The following is a 15,091-nucleotide window of genomic DNA, read 5'->3' on the forward strand; positions in this document are numbered from 1 at the left end:
CCGCCCGTCCCCACGGCTCAGGCCGAGCGGCCCGCCCCGGCCGCGGCGTCGCCGATCCGGGGGAACGGCTCGATGGAGAAGACCACCTCGACCGGCACCTCGAAGTAGGCCGCGATGCGCAGCGCCAGGTGCAGGCTGGGCCGGAACTCACCGCGTTCCAGGTAGCCGACGGTCTGGTAGTGCACCCCGAGCGCGTCGGCGAGCTGCCGGCGGGAGACACCCCGTTCGGCGCGCAGCACCGCGATCCGGTTGTGCACGGTCTCACTCATCGACGCCCTCTCATCCGACCCGCTGCATCGCCCGCTCCCGCCGGGCCGCGACCCGCGAGCCGGACTCCCGGCGGGCCATCCGGCGCAGCACCACCGGGGCCAGCACCAGCCCGAGCACCGCCCACGCGCCGAGCACGCCGAGCGTCTCCAGGTGCCGCCAGGAGCCGCCGAGCTCGACCGCCGCCAGGTCGGCCGGGAGCAGCGCCGAGCGCATGCCCAAGCCTAGCCAGTAGAGCGGGAAGACCTGGGCGACGCCCTGCACCCAGCCGGGCAGGCCGTTGATCGGGTAGAAGATGCCGGAGAGCGCGATGAGCCCGAAGATCGGCAGGACCACCAGGCCCATGTTGCGCGGGTTCTCGATCACCGAGCCGATCACCGCGCCCAGCGGCAGCGTCGCCACCAGCCCGATCGGCACCACCCAGGCCAGGGTGAGCCAGGCGCCCGGGTCGCCGAGCCGCAGCCCGTCCAGGAAGAACAGGCCGGGCGCGAGCTGGAGGACCACGCCGATCAGCGAGATCGCCGAGATCAGCACCAGCTTGCCGACCAGGTAGCCGAGCATGCCGTTCGGGATCGCCTTGGCGCGCAGCAGCGTGCCGTCCTCCCGGTCGACGATGAGCTGCTGGGCCAGCCCGAGCAGCCCGCCGAAGAGCAGGCCCATGCCGAGCGCGCTGGGCAGGGTGCGGGCGCCGAGGGAGAAGTCGGTGCCCGGCACGGTCGAGCCGCGCATGAAGAACATGGCGACCAGCAGCACCACCGTGGGGAAGAAGTAGTTCCACAGGTCCTGGCCGTTGGTGAACGTGGCGCGCAGCTCGATCAGGCCGCGCCGCACCCCGGCCCGGAGCACGTTGGTGGTCGGGTTCATCGGTTTCCCTCCTGCTGCCACACCCGCTCGGCCCGGCCGGTGCGGATCCCGGTCTCCTCCTCGTGCACCAGCGCCAGGTAGGCGTCCTCCAGGCTGGCCCGGCGCACCTCCAGCTCCTGCACCCGGTCGCCGTGCTCGCGGAGCAGGTCGCGCAGGAAGCCGGTGGTGTCGGCGGTGGCGTGCACGTAGCGCTCGCCGTCGCGGGTCCAGCGGACCTCGGCGTCCCCGGCGACGCGGCGGGCCAACTGGTCGGGCGAGCCCTCGGCGATGATCCGGCCGCCGGCCAGGATGAGGATCCGGTCGGCCAGCTTCTCCGCCTCGGCCAGGTCGTGGGTGGTCAGCACGATGGTGGTCTCGTCCAGGTCGGTGAGGCGGTGCACCAGCTCGTGGAACTCACGCCGGGCGGCCGGGTCGAAGCCGACCGTCGGCTCGTCCAGGAAGAGCAGCTCGGGCCGGCCCACGATGCCGACCGCCACGTCGAGCCGGCGGCGTTGCCCGCCGGAGAGCCGGGCCACCCGGGTGCCGGCGTGCGCGGTCAGCCCCACCGTGGCCAGCAGGTCGTCGACCGGCCACGGGCGTGGGATCCGGTCGGTCGCGTACGGCGCGTAGAAGTCGCCGAGGTGGGCGAGCAGCTCCCGCACCCGCCACTTGCCGTGGTCGCGCCAGGACTGGAGCACGACGCCGAGCCGGGCCCGCCACCGCTCGTCGCCGCGGCCCGGGTCGACGCCGAGCACCCGGACGGTGCCGGCCGAGGGCAGCCGGAAGCCCTCCAGGATCTCGATGGTGGTGGTCTTGCCGGCGCCGTTGGGCCCGAGCAGCGCCACCACCTCGCCCCGCCGGGCGGTGAGGTCGACACCGTGCAGCACGTCGACGGCGCCGTAACGCATGCGCAGGTCGCGGACGTCGAGGACCAGATCCTCGTCGGGTGGTCCGGTCGGCGCGACGGTATCCAGGGACTCGGTCGCAGTCATACCCCGGAATGTAGCACTCCTACTACAAATCGAGGTACGACCACTCAGCGGCGAGGGCGGTGCAGCCAGCGGGTGACCGGCGGCGGCTCCTCCTCCTCGTACGACCGGGCCGCGCGCACCGCGGCAGCCAGGCCGGACCGGCGCGGCCGGGTGCCCACACGCAGCATCGGGTCGGCGGCCATCTCCCGGACCAGGGACACCGCCAGGCCCAGCATCACCACCACGAACGGCAGCGCGACCAGGATGGTGGCCTGCTGCAACGCGTCCAGGCCGCCGGCCAGCAGCAACGCCGCCGCGACCGCGCCGATCAGCACGCCCCAGAGCACCACCACCGCACGATGCGGCCGCAACGCGCCCCGCGAACTCAGCGAGCCGAGCACCAGGGACGCGGAGTCGGCGCTGGTGACGAAGTAGAGCGCGATCAGCACCATGGCCAGCACGCTGGTCACCGTGGCCAGCGGCAGCGCGTCCAGCAACCCGAACAGCGCCTGCTCCGAGCCGGCGCCCACGTCCGCCACCAGGTCCCGGGTGCCGGTGGCCTGGGTCCGCAGCGCGGTGCCGCCCATCACCGCGAACCAGACCGCGCTCGCGCCGCTGGGCACCAGCAGCACCCCGACGAGGAACTGCCGGACCGTACGCCCCCGCGAGATGCGGGCGATGAACGTGCCCACGAACGGCGCCCAGGAGATCCACCACGCCCAGTAGAAGATCGTCCACGAACCCAGCCAGGCCGGGTCGGAGAACGCCCCGGTCCGGGTCGACATCCGCACCAGGCCACTCAGGTAGTCACCGACCGCGGCCGGCAACACCTCAAGCGTGTAGACCGTGGGACCGACCACGAACACGAACAGCATCAGCACGACGGCGATCAGCACGTTTGTGGTGGACAGCCACTTCACCCCGCGGTGCAGGCCGGAGAAGGCCGAGACCACGAACGCCAGGGTGAGCGCCCCGATGATCATCAGCTCGACGCCCCGGCTGTCCGGGACGCCGGTCACCAGGTCCAGCCCGGCCGCCACCTGGAGCGCGCCGAGACCGAGGCTGGTCGCCGTGCCGAACACGGTGGCGAAGACGGCCAGCAGGTCGATCGCGCGACCGATCGGGCCGTCCGTCCGCGCGCCCAGCAGCGGCGCGAACGCGGACGAGATCCGGTTGCCCCGCCCCTTGCGGAACGTCGAGTAGGCCAGCGCCAACCCCGCGATCGCGTAGATGCCCCACGGGTGCAGCGTCCAGTGGAACAGCGTGTACTGCATGGCCGCCGCGGCGGCGGCGCCGGTCTGCGGGTCGACGCCGGCGGCGGGCGGCGGCGCCGCGTAGTGCTGAATCGGCTCGGCGACGGCGAAGAAGACCAGGCCGATGCCCATGCCGGCGCTGAACATCATGGCGATCCAGGCCAGCGCGTCGAACTCCGGCTCGTCGTCGTCGGCACCGAGCCGGATCCGGCCGAACCGGGACGCGGCCAGCACCACCGCCAGCACCAGGAAGGCGTCGGCCGCGACCACGAAGAACCAACCGAACGTGGTGATCGTCCAGTCCAGCCCGGCCGCGCCGAACGACGCCAGGGAACCGCGCGCGAACACACCCCAGACCACCACGGCCAGCACCCCGGCCACGCCGAGCCCGAGCACCACCCGGTCGGCCGGCTGCGTCGCGGCCCGTTCCCCCGCCTCTTCCGCCATGGCCCCATCCTGAGCGGCCCTCGACCGGCGCGGGACGAAACGTCCCACCGGTCCCGCCGCAGATCTTTGAGTTGTGGCGCCCAGCATGTCCGATTCGAAACGGTATCGGAGGTACCACCGCTCCAAGATCGACGAAAAGGACCGGGTCAGGTCGCGGCGGCGGCGGTCTCCTCGGCCTCGACCTCGGCGTTCCACGCCGGCTTGGTGGAGCGCCAGCCCTCGTCGTCCAGGCCGCGACGCCAGTAGCCGGAGATGGACAGGTCACCCCGGGGCACGCCGCGCTCCACCCGCAGCAGACGGCGCAGCTCCTTGACCGCGCCGGCCTCGCCGTGCACGAACGCGTGCACCCGGCCGGGCAGGAACTCCAGCGCTCGGACCGCCTCGACCAGCGCCTCACCGGCCGGGCGCCCGGCCCGGTGCAGCCAACGCAGCTCGACCGCCCCGGCGCTGGCCAGCGGCAACTCGTCGGCGGGGCCCGCCACCTCGACGTAGACCCGGGCCGGCGCGCCGGCCGGCAGTCGTTCCAGGGCGGCGGCGATCGCCGGCAGCGCGCTCTCGTCCCCGGCCAGCAGGTGCCAGTCCGCCGCCGGGTCCGGCGCGTACGCGCCGCCGGGCCCGGAGAACAGCACCCGGTCGCCGGGGCGCAGCGCCGCCGCCCACGGACCGGCCAGCCCCTCGTCGCCGTGGTGGACCACGTCGACGGTCAGCTCACCGGCCGCCGCGTCCCAGGCCCGCACCGTGTACGACCGCAGCCGCGGCCACTGCGCCGCCGGGAACTCCCGCTTGATGGTGGCCAGGTCGGTCGGGTGCGGATAGGCCACCCCGGCCGGCGGGAAGACGAACTTCAGGTAGTGGTCGGTGTACGCGCCCACCGGCAGGCCGGTCAGCTCCGCGCCGCCCAGCACGAGCCGGATCAGGTGCGGGGTGGGCCACGAGGTCCGGACGACCGTGGCGGCGGTGAGCTTCTTCGGGCGTTCCGTCATGCGAATTAGGCTACCCTCAGTCGCGCGCCGACCCCGCCGGGGCGGGCGGTCAGCTCGGCGACACCAGCCGGGCGTGCCAGGCCAGCGCGGCCGGATCGGTGAGCGAGGCCACCTGGTCGATCACCACGCGCAGCCGGGCGGCGTCGTCCGGGGCGTCCCGCCAGAGCGGGGAGAAGACCTCGTCGAGCGCGTCCGGGGCACGGTCGAGTAGCGCGGCGACCAGCTCGGCGAGGAGTTCCCGCTGCCGGTCGTAGTGGCCCCGGGCACCGGGGCGGCGCATCACGTACCGCAGGGCGATGCCCTTGAGCAGCGCGCACTGCGCCCGGATCCGGCGCGGCACCACCAGGTCGGCGGCGTAGCGGCGGTGCGGGCCGGCACCGTGGCGCGCCTCGGTGGCGGCCACCACGGTGGACACGAAACGCCCGGTGAGCACGCTGGTGGTGGCCTTCAGGGCGGCGAGGGACCGGTGGCTGCCGTCGTACGTGGCGAGCGGGGCGAGCACCGGGTCGGCGAGCAGCTCGGCCAGTACCTCACCCAGATCCTCCGGCGCCTCACCGGAGTAGGCGGACGCCACGTCGGCGCAGAGCGCCCGCCGCTCGTCCTCCTCGGCCAGCAGCGGACGCAGGTCGACGTACCCGCCGTGGATGCCGTCCTCGACGTCGTGCACCGAGTACGCCACGTCGTCGGCCCAGTCCATCACCTGGGCCTCCAGGCAGCGCCGGACGCCGGGCGGGGCGCCGGCGCGCAGCCAGTCGAAGACCGGGCGGTCGTCGGCGTACACGCCGAACTTGCGCTCGCCGGGCCGGCGCGGCCACGGATACTTGCCGACCGCGTCCAGCGCGGCCCGGGTCAGGTTCAGCCCGGCGGACCGCCCGTCCGGGGTGAGCACCTTCGCCTCCAGCCGGGTGAGCACCCGCAGCGTCTGCGCGTTGCCCTCGAAGCCGCCGCAGGCGGCGGCCAGCTCGTCCAGGGCGTACTCGCCGTTGTGGCCGAACGGCGGGTGACCCAGGTCGTGGGCGAGCCCGGCGGTGTCCACCACGTCGGGGTCGCAGCCGAGCCGGGCGCCCATCTCGCGGGCGATCTGCGCCACCTCCAGCGAGTGGGTCAGCCGGGTACGCAGGAAGTCGTCGGTGCCGGCGGCGTGCACCTGGGTCTTCGCGGCGAGCCGGCGGAACCCCGCCGAGTGCAGCACCCGGGCCCGGTCGCGTTCGAACGGCGACCGGCCGTACCCGGTGTCCTTGGGCGCCTCGGCGACCAGCCGGGCCGCGTCGTCAGCGTGCATCCTCGGCCTCCCGGGCGCGGGACCGGCTCACTCCTTGCGCTGGCGCGGCTGGCCGAGGTCGCGACTGCGGGGCTCGCAAGCCCGGCTCACTCCTCGCGCTCCCGGAGGACGCAGAACTCGTTGCCCTCCGGGTCGGCCAGCACGGTCCACTCCACGTCTCCCTGCCCGATGTCGACGTGCCGCGCGCCCATGTCGACCAGCCGCTCCACCTCGGCCTCCTGGTCGGCCGGGCGCAGGTCGACGTGCAGCCGGTTCTTCCCCTGCTTCGGCTCGGAGACCGGGACGAAGACCAGGCCGGGGAGCGTGTCGGGGGTCCGGCGGATCTCCACCTCGTCCGGCTTGTCGGTGATCACCTGATAGCCCAGCGCCTCGGCCCACCAGCGGGCGAGCCGGGACGGATCCCGGGCGTCGACTACCAGGTTCTCCCAGACGGCGGTCATGCGGCCACCCCTTCTGATCAACACGTGGCGGAAGCTCAGGTTACGCCGGGGTGGCGCGATCGGCGCGCCAGGCGGGCCGCCGGCGGTCACCGGCGGCCCGTCCGGCCGCGTTCAGCGTGAGTCGGAGCCGGTCGTGGTGATCGCCGCGCGGCCGGCCTCCAGCCGGGCCACCGGCACCCGGAACGGCGAGCAGGAGACGTAGTCCAGCCCGACGGAGTGGAAGAAGTGCACCGAGTCCGGGTCGCCGCCGTGCTCGCCGCAGACGCCGAGCTTCAGCCCGGGCCGGGCCGCCCGGCCCTCCTCGGCGGCGATCCGGACCAGCCGGCCGACGCCGTCGGCGTCGATCGACTCGAACGGCGAGATGCCGAAGATGCCCAGCTCCAGGTAACGCCAGAAGAACGCGCCCTCCACGTCGTCGCGGGAGAAGCCCCAGGCCATCTGGGTCAGGTCGTTGGTGCCGAAGGAGAAGAACTCGGCCGCCTCGGCGATCTGCCCGGCGGTGAGCGCCGCCCGGGGCACCTCGATCATCGTGCCGATCAGCACGTCGACACCGCTGTCCCCGACCACCTCGGCGATGATCTTCTCGGCCTCGGCGCGTACCGTCTCCAGCTCCTGCACGGCGCCGACCAGCGGCACCATGATCTCCGGGCGGGCCGAACCGCCGTCCCGGGCGACCGCGACGGCGGCCTCGGCGATCGCGCGGACCTGCATCGCGAACAGGCCCGGGATGACCAGGCCGAGCCGGACCCCGCGCAGGCCCAGCATCGGGTTCTCCTCGTGCATCCGCCGCACGGCGGAGAGCAGCGCCTCCTCCTTGGCCACGTCCTCGCCGCGTTCCTGGGCGACCGCGACGTTCACCGCGAGCTGCTCCAGCGGGGGCAGGAACTCGTGCAGCGGCGGGTCGATCAGCCGCACGGTGACCGGCAGGCCGTCCATCTCCCGGAAGATCTCCACGAAGTCGGCCCGCTGCAGCGGCAGCAGCGCGGCGAGCGCGTCCTCCCGCTCCCGCGCGCCGGAGGCGAGGATGAGCCGCTCGACCAGTTCCCGGCGGTCGCCGAGGAACATGTGCTCGGTGCGGCACAGGCCGATGCCCTCGGCGCCGAAGCGCCGAGCCCGGGCCGCGTCCGCGCCGGTGTCGGCGTTCGTCCGGACCAGCAGCCGCCGCGTGGCGTCGGCGTGCGTCATGATCCGGTGTACGGCCCGGACCAGCGGGTTGTCGATGTGCTCCGGGTCGAGGCTGCCCTCGAAGTACTGCACCACCTCGGACGGCATGACCGGCACCTCGCCGAGGTAGACCTTGCCGGTGGTGCCGTCGATGGAGACCACGTCACCCTCGTTGACGGTCTGCCCGGCCACGGTGAACTTCTTCGCTGGCACGTTCACGTCGATCTCGTCGGCGCCGGAGACGCAGGTCTTGCCCATGCCGCGGGCCACCACGGCGGCGTGGCTTGTCTTACCGCCGCGCGAGGTGAGGATGCCCTTGGACGCGATCATGCCGCTGAGGTCGTCCGGGTTGGTCTCCCGGCGGACCAGGATCACCGACTCGCCCTCGGCGGCCAGTTCGACGGCGCGGGCCGAGGTGAAGACCACCTTGCCGGACGCGGCGCCCGGCGACGCGCCGATGCCCCGGGCCACCGGCTGGAACTCGTGGTCGAGCTGGAAGCGCGGGAACATCAACTGGGCGAGCTGCGCACCGTTCACCCGGTGCAGCGCCTCGTCCAGGTCGATCAGGCCCTCGTCGACGAGTTGGCCGGCGATGACGAACGCGGCGGCGGCGGTGCGCTTGCCGACCCGGGTCTGCAGCATCCAGAGCTTGCCGCGCTCGATGGTGAACTCGATGTCGCAGAGGTCCTTGTAGTGCTCCTCCAGCCGGGCCATGATGCCGAGCAGCTCGTCGTAGGAGGTCTTGTCGAGCTGCTCCAGCTCCTGCAACGGCACGGTGTTGCGGATGCCGGCCACCACGTCCTCGCCCTGGGCGTTGGCCAGGTAGTCGCCGTAGATGCCCTGCGCGCCGCTGCCCGGGTCGCGGGTGAACGCGACGCCGGTGCCGGAGTCGGGCCCGAGGTTGCCGAAGACCATGGTGACCACGTTGACCGCGGTGCCCAGGTCGGCCGGGATGCGCTCCTGCCGGCGGTAGAGCACCGCCCGCTCCGCGTTCCACGACTCGAAGACCGCGCGGATGGCCAGGTCGAGCTGCTCCCGCGGCTCCTGCGGGAACTCGCGCCCGGTGTGCTTGGCGAAGATCTTCTTGTACGCGTCGACCAGCCCGCGCAGGTCGTCGGCGTCCAGGTCGAGGTCGTCGTGCGTGCCCTTGGCGTGCTTGACCTCGTCGAGCGCGTGCTCGAACTCCTCGCCGGGCACCTCGCAGACGGTCTTGCCGAACATCTGGATCAGCCGGCGGTAGGAGTCCCAGGCGAACCTGTCGTTCCCCCCAGCTTGGCTGCTCAGACCGATGACGCTGCGGTCGTTGAGGCCGACGTTGAGGACGGTCTCCATCATGCCGGGCATGGAGAACTTGGCGCCGGAGCGTACCGAGACCAGCAGCGGGTCGTCCGGGTCGCCGAGCCGGCGGCCCATCTCGCGTTCCAGGGCCTCCAGGTGCGCCTCGATCTGCCCGGCCAGCCCGTCCGGCTCGCGCCCGGTCGTCAGGTACGCCTGGCACGCCTCGGTGGTGATGGTGAAACCCGGTGGGACGGGCAGGCCGAGGTTGGTCATCTCGGCCAGGTTGGCGCCCTTGCCACCCAGCAGGTCCTTGAGGTCCCTGTTGCCCTCGGCGAAGTCGTAGACGTACTTGTGCTCGACCGTTTCCTCTTGCGCTGCCACCAGAGCCTCCCACGCGCGCCATTGACACTTAACGAAGGTTCAGTTCGGACATACCCCGGGAGCGACCACCGGTAATCCCGGCTCGTCAGCGATCGGTGGGCGAAGGTTAAGCGAACTTCGCGGGGCCTGGGACCGTTCGGTGACAATCGGCACAACAGTCACCACTGCCCGCGTCCGTACGGGTTGTTGGGAACGCTTCCACGCGCAGGATCACGCAATTCCGATTCCCCTCGTACTCTTGACGGCACTGGATATCGCCGAACCTGACCTTTGCCATATCCCGCACGAATACACCCCTCGGAGCCATCGCCGTGCCGACCAACCCCGCCGCACCCGAGACCGGGCCGGACCCGGCCCTCCCCCGCCCGACGTCGACCGACCGCCTGCCCGGCGTGTCGCCGACCGCCGCCGAGCTGGCCCGCGTCGCCGCCGGCCGGGCCGCCGACCTGCTCGCCCCGCCCGCGCCGGTCCGCCTCGGCGACGTGGTGCCGGCGCCCGAGCAGGTCCGGCCCGACCCGACGGGCGACTTCACGCTGCCGCCGGACGCGGCGATCCGGGTCGACGCCGCCGGCCGGGACGTCGCCGATCAGCTCGCCGGCTGGCTGCGCCCGGCCACCGGCTTCCCGCTCCCGGTGACCGACACGGCCGACGCGGCCGACGCGGCCGACGGCCGGTTGACGCTCACCCTGTCGGCGGCCGACGCCGCCCCCGGCGCGCCGGTCGCCGGCTCCCCGGGCGACGGCGGACCCGTCGGGGACGAAACGCCCGGCGACGAGGGCTACCGTCTCGACGTCACCGGCGACGGCGTCCGGATCACCGCCGCCACCCCGGCCGGGCTGTTCCACGGCGCGCAGACGCTGCGGCAGCTCCTGCCGGCGGCGATCGAGAGCGCCGCCCCGGTCACGGACCGCTGGGCGATTCCCGGCGGCACCGTCGTCGACCGGCCACGCTTCGCCTACCGGGGCGCCATGCTCGACGTCGCCCGGCACTTCTTCGGCGTCGACGACGTGCTGCGCATGGTCGACCACCTGGCCCGCTACAAGCTCAACCACCTGCACCTGCACCTCACCGACGACCAGGGCTGGCGGATCGCCGTCGACTCCTGGCCCCGGCTCGCCGAGGTCGGCGGCGCCACCGCGGTCGGCGGCGCGCCGGGCGGCTGGTACACCCGGGACGACTACCGGCGGATCGTCGCGTACGCCGCCCGCCGCCACGTGACCGTGGTGCCCGAGATCGACCTGCCGGGGCACACCAACGCGGCGCTTGTCGCGTACCCCGAACTGGCGCCCGGCAAGACCGCGCCGCCGCCCTACACCGGCACCGACGTCGGGTTCAGCTACCTCGACCCGGCCGACGAGCGGACGTACGCCTTCGTCGCCGACGTCGTCGGCGAGGTGGCCGCGCTGACCCCCGGCCCGTGGCTGCACCTCGGCGGCGACGAGGCGTTCAAGGTGCCGGCCGAGAGCTACCGCGCCTTCGTCGAGCGGGCCCAGGCGCTGGTCGCGGCCACCGGGAAGACGGTCGTCGGCTGGCACCAGCTCGCCCCGGCCGGGCACGTCGACGGGCGCGTCCTCCAGTGGTGGGGCACGAACGGCGACGACCCCGAGACGGCCGATGCGGTACGGCGGGGCGCCCGGCTCATCCTCTCCCCCGGCAACCGTGCCTACCTGGACATGAAGTACGCCCCGGACACCCCGATCGGGCACGACTGGGCCGGTCTCGTCGACGTGCGCCGGGCGTACGACTGGGACCCCGGCGCGCACGTCGACGGCGTACCGGCCGAGGCCGTGCTGGGCGTGGAGGCGCCGCTGTGGACCGAGTCGGTCACCACCCGCGCCGAGGTCGAGTTCATGCTCTTCCCGCGCCTGCCCGCGATCGCCGAGCTGGGCTGGTCGCCCCGCGCGACGCACGACTGGGTCGGGTTCCGGGAGCGGCTCGCCGGCCACGGCCCGCGCTGGACCGCCGCCGGGATCACCTTCCACCCCGCCCCCGAGATCCCCTGGCCGGCGACGCCACCATCGCAGCGCGGCCCGGCCGACCGGCCCGAGCACGACCGCGCGCCGCTGGGGTGAGGTCGGGAGGAACCCGCCGACGTCAGGTCAGGCACCTCATCCCGGTGATGCCGTTGGCCAGCTCGCTGCCCGACCCGCTGAGCACCCGGACCGAGTTGACGTCGCCGGAGTAGGCCACCTCGCCCGCCCGGTCGCAGAGCTGGCGGGCCGGGTCGGCGTCCCGGTCGCCCAGTGTGGTGGCGACCACGACCGTGGTGCACTGCCCCTCCACGGTCACCGCCCGGACCTGATCCGACCGGAGGTGCCGGCTGACCGTGTCGGCGACCGCGTCGCACGGCACCTCGGTGGCCGTCGGGCTCGGCGCGGTGGCGTCCGGTGTTGCCATCCGGCTCGGCGCGACGCCGCCGGACGGGTCGTCGACGTCGGCGCAGCCGACCAACGATGCGATGCCGAGCGCGACCATCGAGGTGACGAGCGCGGCGTACCTGACCGATGCCATGTGCTGACCGTCCTGACGTGGTGGGTGGGATGGTGGAGCGGGCGTCATGCCGGCGCCCGTCCGGTGAGCAGCAGGAGCCCGGCGGGCAGCCGGTAGCCGGTCCCGGGCTCGCGGAACCGGGCGAGCAGTGCGGCCACCCCGGCCCGCGCCGCCGCCTGTCGCGACGGCCCGGCAGCCCGGTACGCGGCCCCGGCCGGGCCGACCTCGATCAGCCAGTCGGCGACGGTGTCCGGGTCGTCGGGCGCGGTCAGGGTGACGTCGTGGGCGTCGACGGTGACGTCGTCGAACCCGGCCTCGGCCAGGACCCGGCGGGCCCGCGCCGGGTCGGCGAGCGCGAACGGCCCCGGCTCGTCGCCGACCGGCAGCGGCGGCAGCGCCCCGACGTGCGGGGCGGCGCCGAGCACCGCCGCGGTCAGCCACGGAGTCGTACGACCGTCCCGGAAGACGGTCGCCGCCAGCCGGCCGCCGGGACGCAGCGCCCGCCGCAGGGTGCGGCACGCGGTGACCGGGTCGGCGAGCAGCATCAGGGCCATCCGGGAGTGGACCGCGTCGAACGGCGCGCCCGGTACGGCGTCCAGGGCGTCCAGGTCGGCCGCCACGAACCGCAGGTGGGGATGGCGGTCGCGGGGGAAGCGCGCACCGGCGGCGGCCAGCATCTCGGCGGACAGGTCGAGGCCGACGGCCTCCCCGGCCGGACCGACCGCCGCCGCCAGGTCGGCGGTGGTGCCGCCACAGCCGCAACCGACGTCGAGGATCCGCTCGCCCGGGAGTGGGCGCAGCCAGTCCAGCGCCACCGCGCCGAGGGGTCGACCGAGCTGGTCCTGGCGGTCGGCGTGGCGTACCCAGCCCGGCGCCGCCCCCGTCCAGAACGTGGCGTTGCGAGCCCGCAGGCCGACCGGGTCCGCCATCAGAACGGCATCTCGGTGCCGTCGACCGTCAGGGACCGGAAGCCAGCGGCCTTGCTCGCGTCGAACCCGTCGTCCTGAGCCGCCAGGCCGGCCGCGCGGACGAGCCGCTCGGACTGGAAGCGCCGGAACGCGGCCTCGTCCTGCCAGATGTTGATGATGCGCCAGCCGCCCTCGACCGGCCCGGCGACGTGGGCGAGCAGGCCCGGCGGACGGTCCGGGCCGAGATGCCGCTCGACCAGCCGGTATTCGCGCTCACTGACGCCGGGCATCTCCTGGACGACACCGAATGGCATGATCATCAACTCTTTCCGATAGAGTAAGACTCTATCCAATAGAGGACTACACTCCCGCCGTGGGTGTCAAGAGGAGGTACGAGTCGACAAGACGCCAGGAGCAGGCCCGACAGACTCGGCGGGCGATCCTCGACGCGGCCGGCAAGCTGTTCGTCGACCCGGGCTACGCGGCCACCCCGCTGACCGCGGTCGCCGCCGAGGCCGGCGTGGCCGTCCAGACCGTGTACGCGGTCTTCGGTAACAAGCGGCACCTGCTCTCCGCGCTCGTCGACGTGACAATCGCCGGCGACGACGAATCGACCGCGCTGCCCGACCGGCCGTTCGTCGCGGAGATCCGGGCGCTGCCCGACGCCCGGGCGAAGCTGGGCCGCTACGCCCGGCACCTCAGCGCGATCCAGGCCCGGCAGGTCGACATGATGATCGCCCTCACCGGCGCCGCCAGCGCCGACCCCGACGCGGCCGCCATCTGGCGCAAGAACGTCGAGGAACGCCGGCGGGGCATGGCGATGTTCGCCGGCGAACTCGTCGCCACCGGCTCGGTGCGCCCCGACCACGACGTCGACAGCGTCGCCGACGTGCTGTGGCTGGCGATGGACTTCCGCAACTACGACTGGCTGGTGCGGCAACGCGGCTGGCCGGTCGAGCGGTACGAACGCTGGTACGTCGACACCGTCGCCGCCGCCGTGCTGGCCTGAGCCGCCCCGGCGTGACACGCCGGCGCCGTCAGCTCCGGGCGCGTTCCCGGAGCACGGCGGCGGTCCGCTCGTCGGCCGGGTAGAACGACTCGATGGACAGCTCCGCCACCGTGACGTCCAGCGGCGTGCCGAAGGTCGCGACGGTGCTGAGGAAGCACAGCTCCCCGCCGTCGTGCCGCAGCCGGAGCGGCACCATGATCTCGTCCGGGCCGGACGGTTCCGCGGACCGGTCCCGGCCGTCGCCCGGATAGCCGCGCAGCTCCTCCTCCAGCGCCGCAAGTTCCTCGTCGCCGGTCAGCTCCACCTGCCGATTCAGCCGGTGCAGCAGGTGCCCCCGCCACTCGGCGAGGTTGACGATGTGCGGGGCCAGGCCCTCCGGGTGCAGGCTGACCCGCAGCACGTTCACCCGGCCGGCCAGCAGGCCGGGCGCCACCCGCTCGGTGAGCACCGTCAGGCTGTCGTTGGCGTCCACCAGATGCCACCCCCGGTCGATCACGGCCGCCGGGTAGGGCTCGTGCCCGGCCAGCACCCGGCGGACCGCCGCGCGGACCGCGGCCAGCCGCGGCGCGGCCAGCGGCGTCTCCGGGTACGCCGGGGCGTAGCCGGCCGCCAGCAACAGCCGGTTGCGTTCGCGCAACGGCAGGTCGAGCGGATCGGCCAGCCGCAGCACCATCTCCCGGCTGGGCCGGGAGCGCCCGGTCTCGACGAAGCTCAGGTGCCGGGTCGAGACCTCCGCCCGGATGGACAGCTCCAGTTGGCTGAGCCGGCGCAGCTCCCGCCACCGGCGCAGGGACTCGCCGGCGGAGGCGGCGCCGGCCGGGTGCGTCGCGGCGGTCACGGCAGGTCCGGCGGCGCCGGGGCGCGGTACGTGGACATCGGTTCCCCGTCTCCCGTGCTGGGTCGTCGACACCACCCTGCCCGGTACGGCGCCGTCGTGTCGATCACCCCCCGGGTAACGCCGGCGGCCAAGGATCGCCGGGTCCGCGCCTTACCTGCCGGGTAATCGACACGCCCGCAAGCCGTCAACTTCATGATCGCCCGGGAGTCGGAAACCGGCTGCTCCGTACCGGATCGGGGTGTTCGTCAGGTTTCGTCGGGCTCGAGCGTGGCGCGCGGCGCCTGGACGCGAGGGATGTCCGCCGCGTCCCGATCGGTCGGCCTCGCCGATGTGGCCCGACCGGAATCCCTCCCCACCCCCGGGCGTTGAACATGGCTCACCCCCCGGGAGCCCGCCGCGGAGCGCCGGCCCCGGAATGCCGGACCCCGCCCGGTGGTTACACCCCCGAGCCGCCGAGCAGGTCGCCACCGCCGACCGCCGGCCGGCGCAGACCACCCCCGCGGCACCCCGTGCCGCACACCCCGAACGCAGAGGAGT

General features: G+C 73.8%; 14 protein-coding genes. 2 read left to right on the forward strand and 12 right to left on the reverse strand.

Annotated elements, in window-relative coordinates; translation table 11 throughout:
• Positions 1 to 17: 17 nt before the first annotated feature.
• The 8 genes from ACGFI2_RS28540 to ppdK form a co-directional block, all read right to left on the reverse strand.
• Entirely contained in the window at positions 18 to 269 is a 252-nt protein-coding gene (locus ACGFI2_RS28540) for a helix-turn-helix transcriptional regulator (RefSeq protein WP_091071236.1), read from the reverse strand.
• A gap of 10 nt (positions 270 to 279) precedes the next feature.
• Positions 280 to 1,131, reverse strand: coding sequence for an ABC transporter permease (locus tag ACGFI2_RS28545; RefSeq protein ID WP_393522683.1), 852 nt, complete (start codon positions 1,129 to 1,131; stop codon positions 280 to 282).
• Positions 1,128 to 2,018: an ABC transporter ATP-binding protein gene (locus tag ACGFI2_RS28550; RefSeq protein ID WP_393522775.1), complete on the reverse strand. Its 891-nt coding sequence runs from the start codon at positions 2,016 to 2,018 to the stop codon at positions 1,128 to 1,130. The genes ACGFI2_RS28545 and ACGFI2_RS28550 overlap by 4 nt, the downstream gene beginning before the upstream one ends.
• A gap of 128 nt (positions 2,019 to 2,146) precedes the next feature.
• Positions 2,147 to 3,781, reverse strand: coding sequence for a BCCT family transporter (locus ACGFI2_RS28555; protein WP_393522686.1), 1,635 nt, complete (start codon positions 3,779 to 3,781; stop codon positions 2,147 to 2,149).
• Positions 3,782 to 3,927: 146 nt separating this feature from the next.
• Complete coding sequence (locus ACGFI2_RS28560) at positions 3,928 to 4,764, reverse strand: siderophore-interacting protein (protein ID WP_393522688.1); 837 nt, start codon at positions 4,762 to 4,764, stop codon at positions 3,928 to 3,930.
• A gap of 49 nt (positions 4,765 to 4,813) precedes the next feature.
• Positions 4,814 to 6,046, reverse strand: coding sequence for a deoxyguanosinetriphosphate triphosphohydrolase (locus ACGFI2_RS28565; protein ID WP_393522691.1), 1,233 nt, complete (start codon positions 6,044 to 6,046; stop codon positions 4,814 to 4,816).
• Positions 6,047 to 6,132: 86 nt separating this feature from the next.
• Positions 6,133 to 6,486, reverse strand: coding sequence for a VOC family protein (locus ACGFI2_RS28570; RefSeq protein ID WP_393522694.1), 354 nt, complete (start codon positions 6,484 to 6,486; stop codon positions 6,133 to 6,135).
• Between the two features lie 111 nt (positions 6,487 to 6,597).
• On the reverse strand, positions 6,598 to 9,309 hold the full coding sequence (gene ppdK / locus ACGFI2_RS28575; RefSeq protein WP_393522697.1) for a pyruvate, phosphate dikinase: 2,712 nt from the start codon (positions 9,307 to 9,309) through the stop codon (positions 6,598 to 6,600).
• A gap of 311 nt (positions 9,310 to 9,620) precedes the next feature.
• Here ppdK and ACGFI2_RS28580 point away from each other — a divergent pair, with 311 nt between their 5' ends.
• Entirely contained in the window at positions 9,621 to 11,381 is a 1,761-nt protein-coding gene (locus tag ACGFI2_RS28580; RefSeq protein WP_393522700.1) for a beta-N-acetylhexosaminidase, read from the forward strand.
• Between the two features lie 22 nt (positions 11,382 to 11,403).
• Here ACGFI2_RS28580 and ACGFI2_RS28585 read toward each other — a convergent pair whose 3' ends face one another.
• Genes ACGFI2_RS28585 through ACGFI2_RS28595 form a run of 3 tightly spaced genes read right to left on the reverse strand, consistent with a single transcriptional unit; the run spans position 11,404 to position 13,027 of the window.
• A complete protein-coding gene (locus ACGFI2_RS28585) occupies positions 11,404 to 11,820 on the reverse strand; it encodes a hypothetical protein (protein WP_393522702.1) in 417 nt (138 codons plus the stop codon).
• A gap of 44 nt (positions 11,821 to 11,864) precedes the next feature.
• Entirely contained in the window at positions 11,865 to 12,728 is an 864-nt protein-coding gene (locus ACGFI2_RS28590) for a methyltransferase domain-containing protein (RefSeq protein WP_393522705.1), read from the reverse strand.
• Complete coding sequence (locus tag ACGFI2_RS28595) at positions 12,728 to 13,027, reverse strand: hypothetical protein (protein ID WP_393522707.1); 300 nt, start codon at positions 13,025 to 13,027, stop codon at positions 12,728 to 12,730. The genes ACGFI2_RS28590 and ACGFI2_RS28595 overlap by 1 nt, the downstream gene beginning before the upstream one ends.
• Before the next feature lie 53 nt (positions 13,028 to 13,080).
• Here ACGFI2_RS28595 and ACGFI2_RS28600 point away from each other — a divergent pair, with 53 nt between their 5' ends.
• Positions 13,081 to 13,716 (forward strand): TetR/AcrR family transcriptional regulator, encoded by a 636-nt coding sequence (locus ACGFI2_RS28600; RefSeq protein WP_393522710.1) that lies wholly within the window; start codon positions 13,081 to 13,083, stop codon positions 13,714 to 13,716.
• Between the two features lie 28 nt (positions 13,717 to 13,744).
• Here the strand turns inward: ACGFI2_RS28600 and ACGFI2_RS28605 are convergent, their stop codons facing one another.
• Positions 13,745 to 14,554, reverse strand: coding sequence for a helix-turn-helix domain-containing protein (locus ACGFI2_RS28605; RefSeq protein WP_393522712.1), 810 nt, complete (start codon positions 14,552 to 14,554; stop codon positions 13,745 to 13,747).
• Between the last annotated feature and the right edge of the window lie 537 nt (positions 14,555 to 15,091).

The sequence above is a fragment of the Micromonospora sp. NPDC049282 genome, from assembly GCF_043197045.1.
Taxonomy (GTDB): Bacteria; Actinomycetota; Actinomycetes; order Mycobacteriales; family Micromonosporaceae; genus Micromonospora.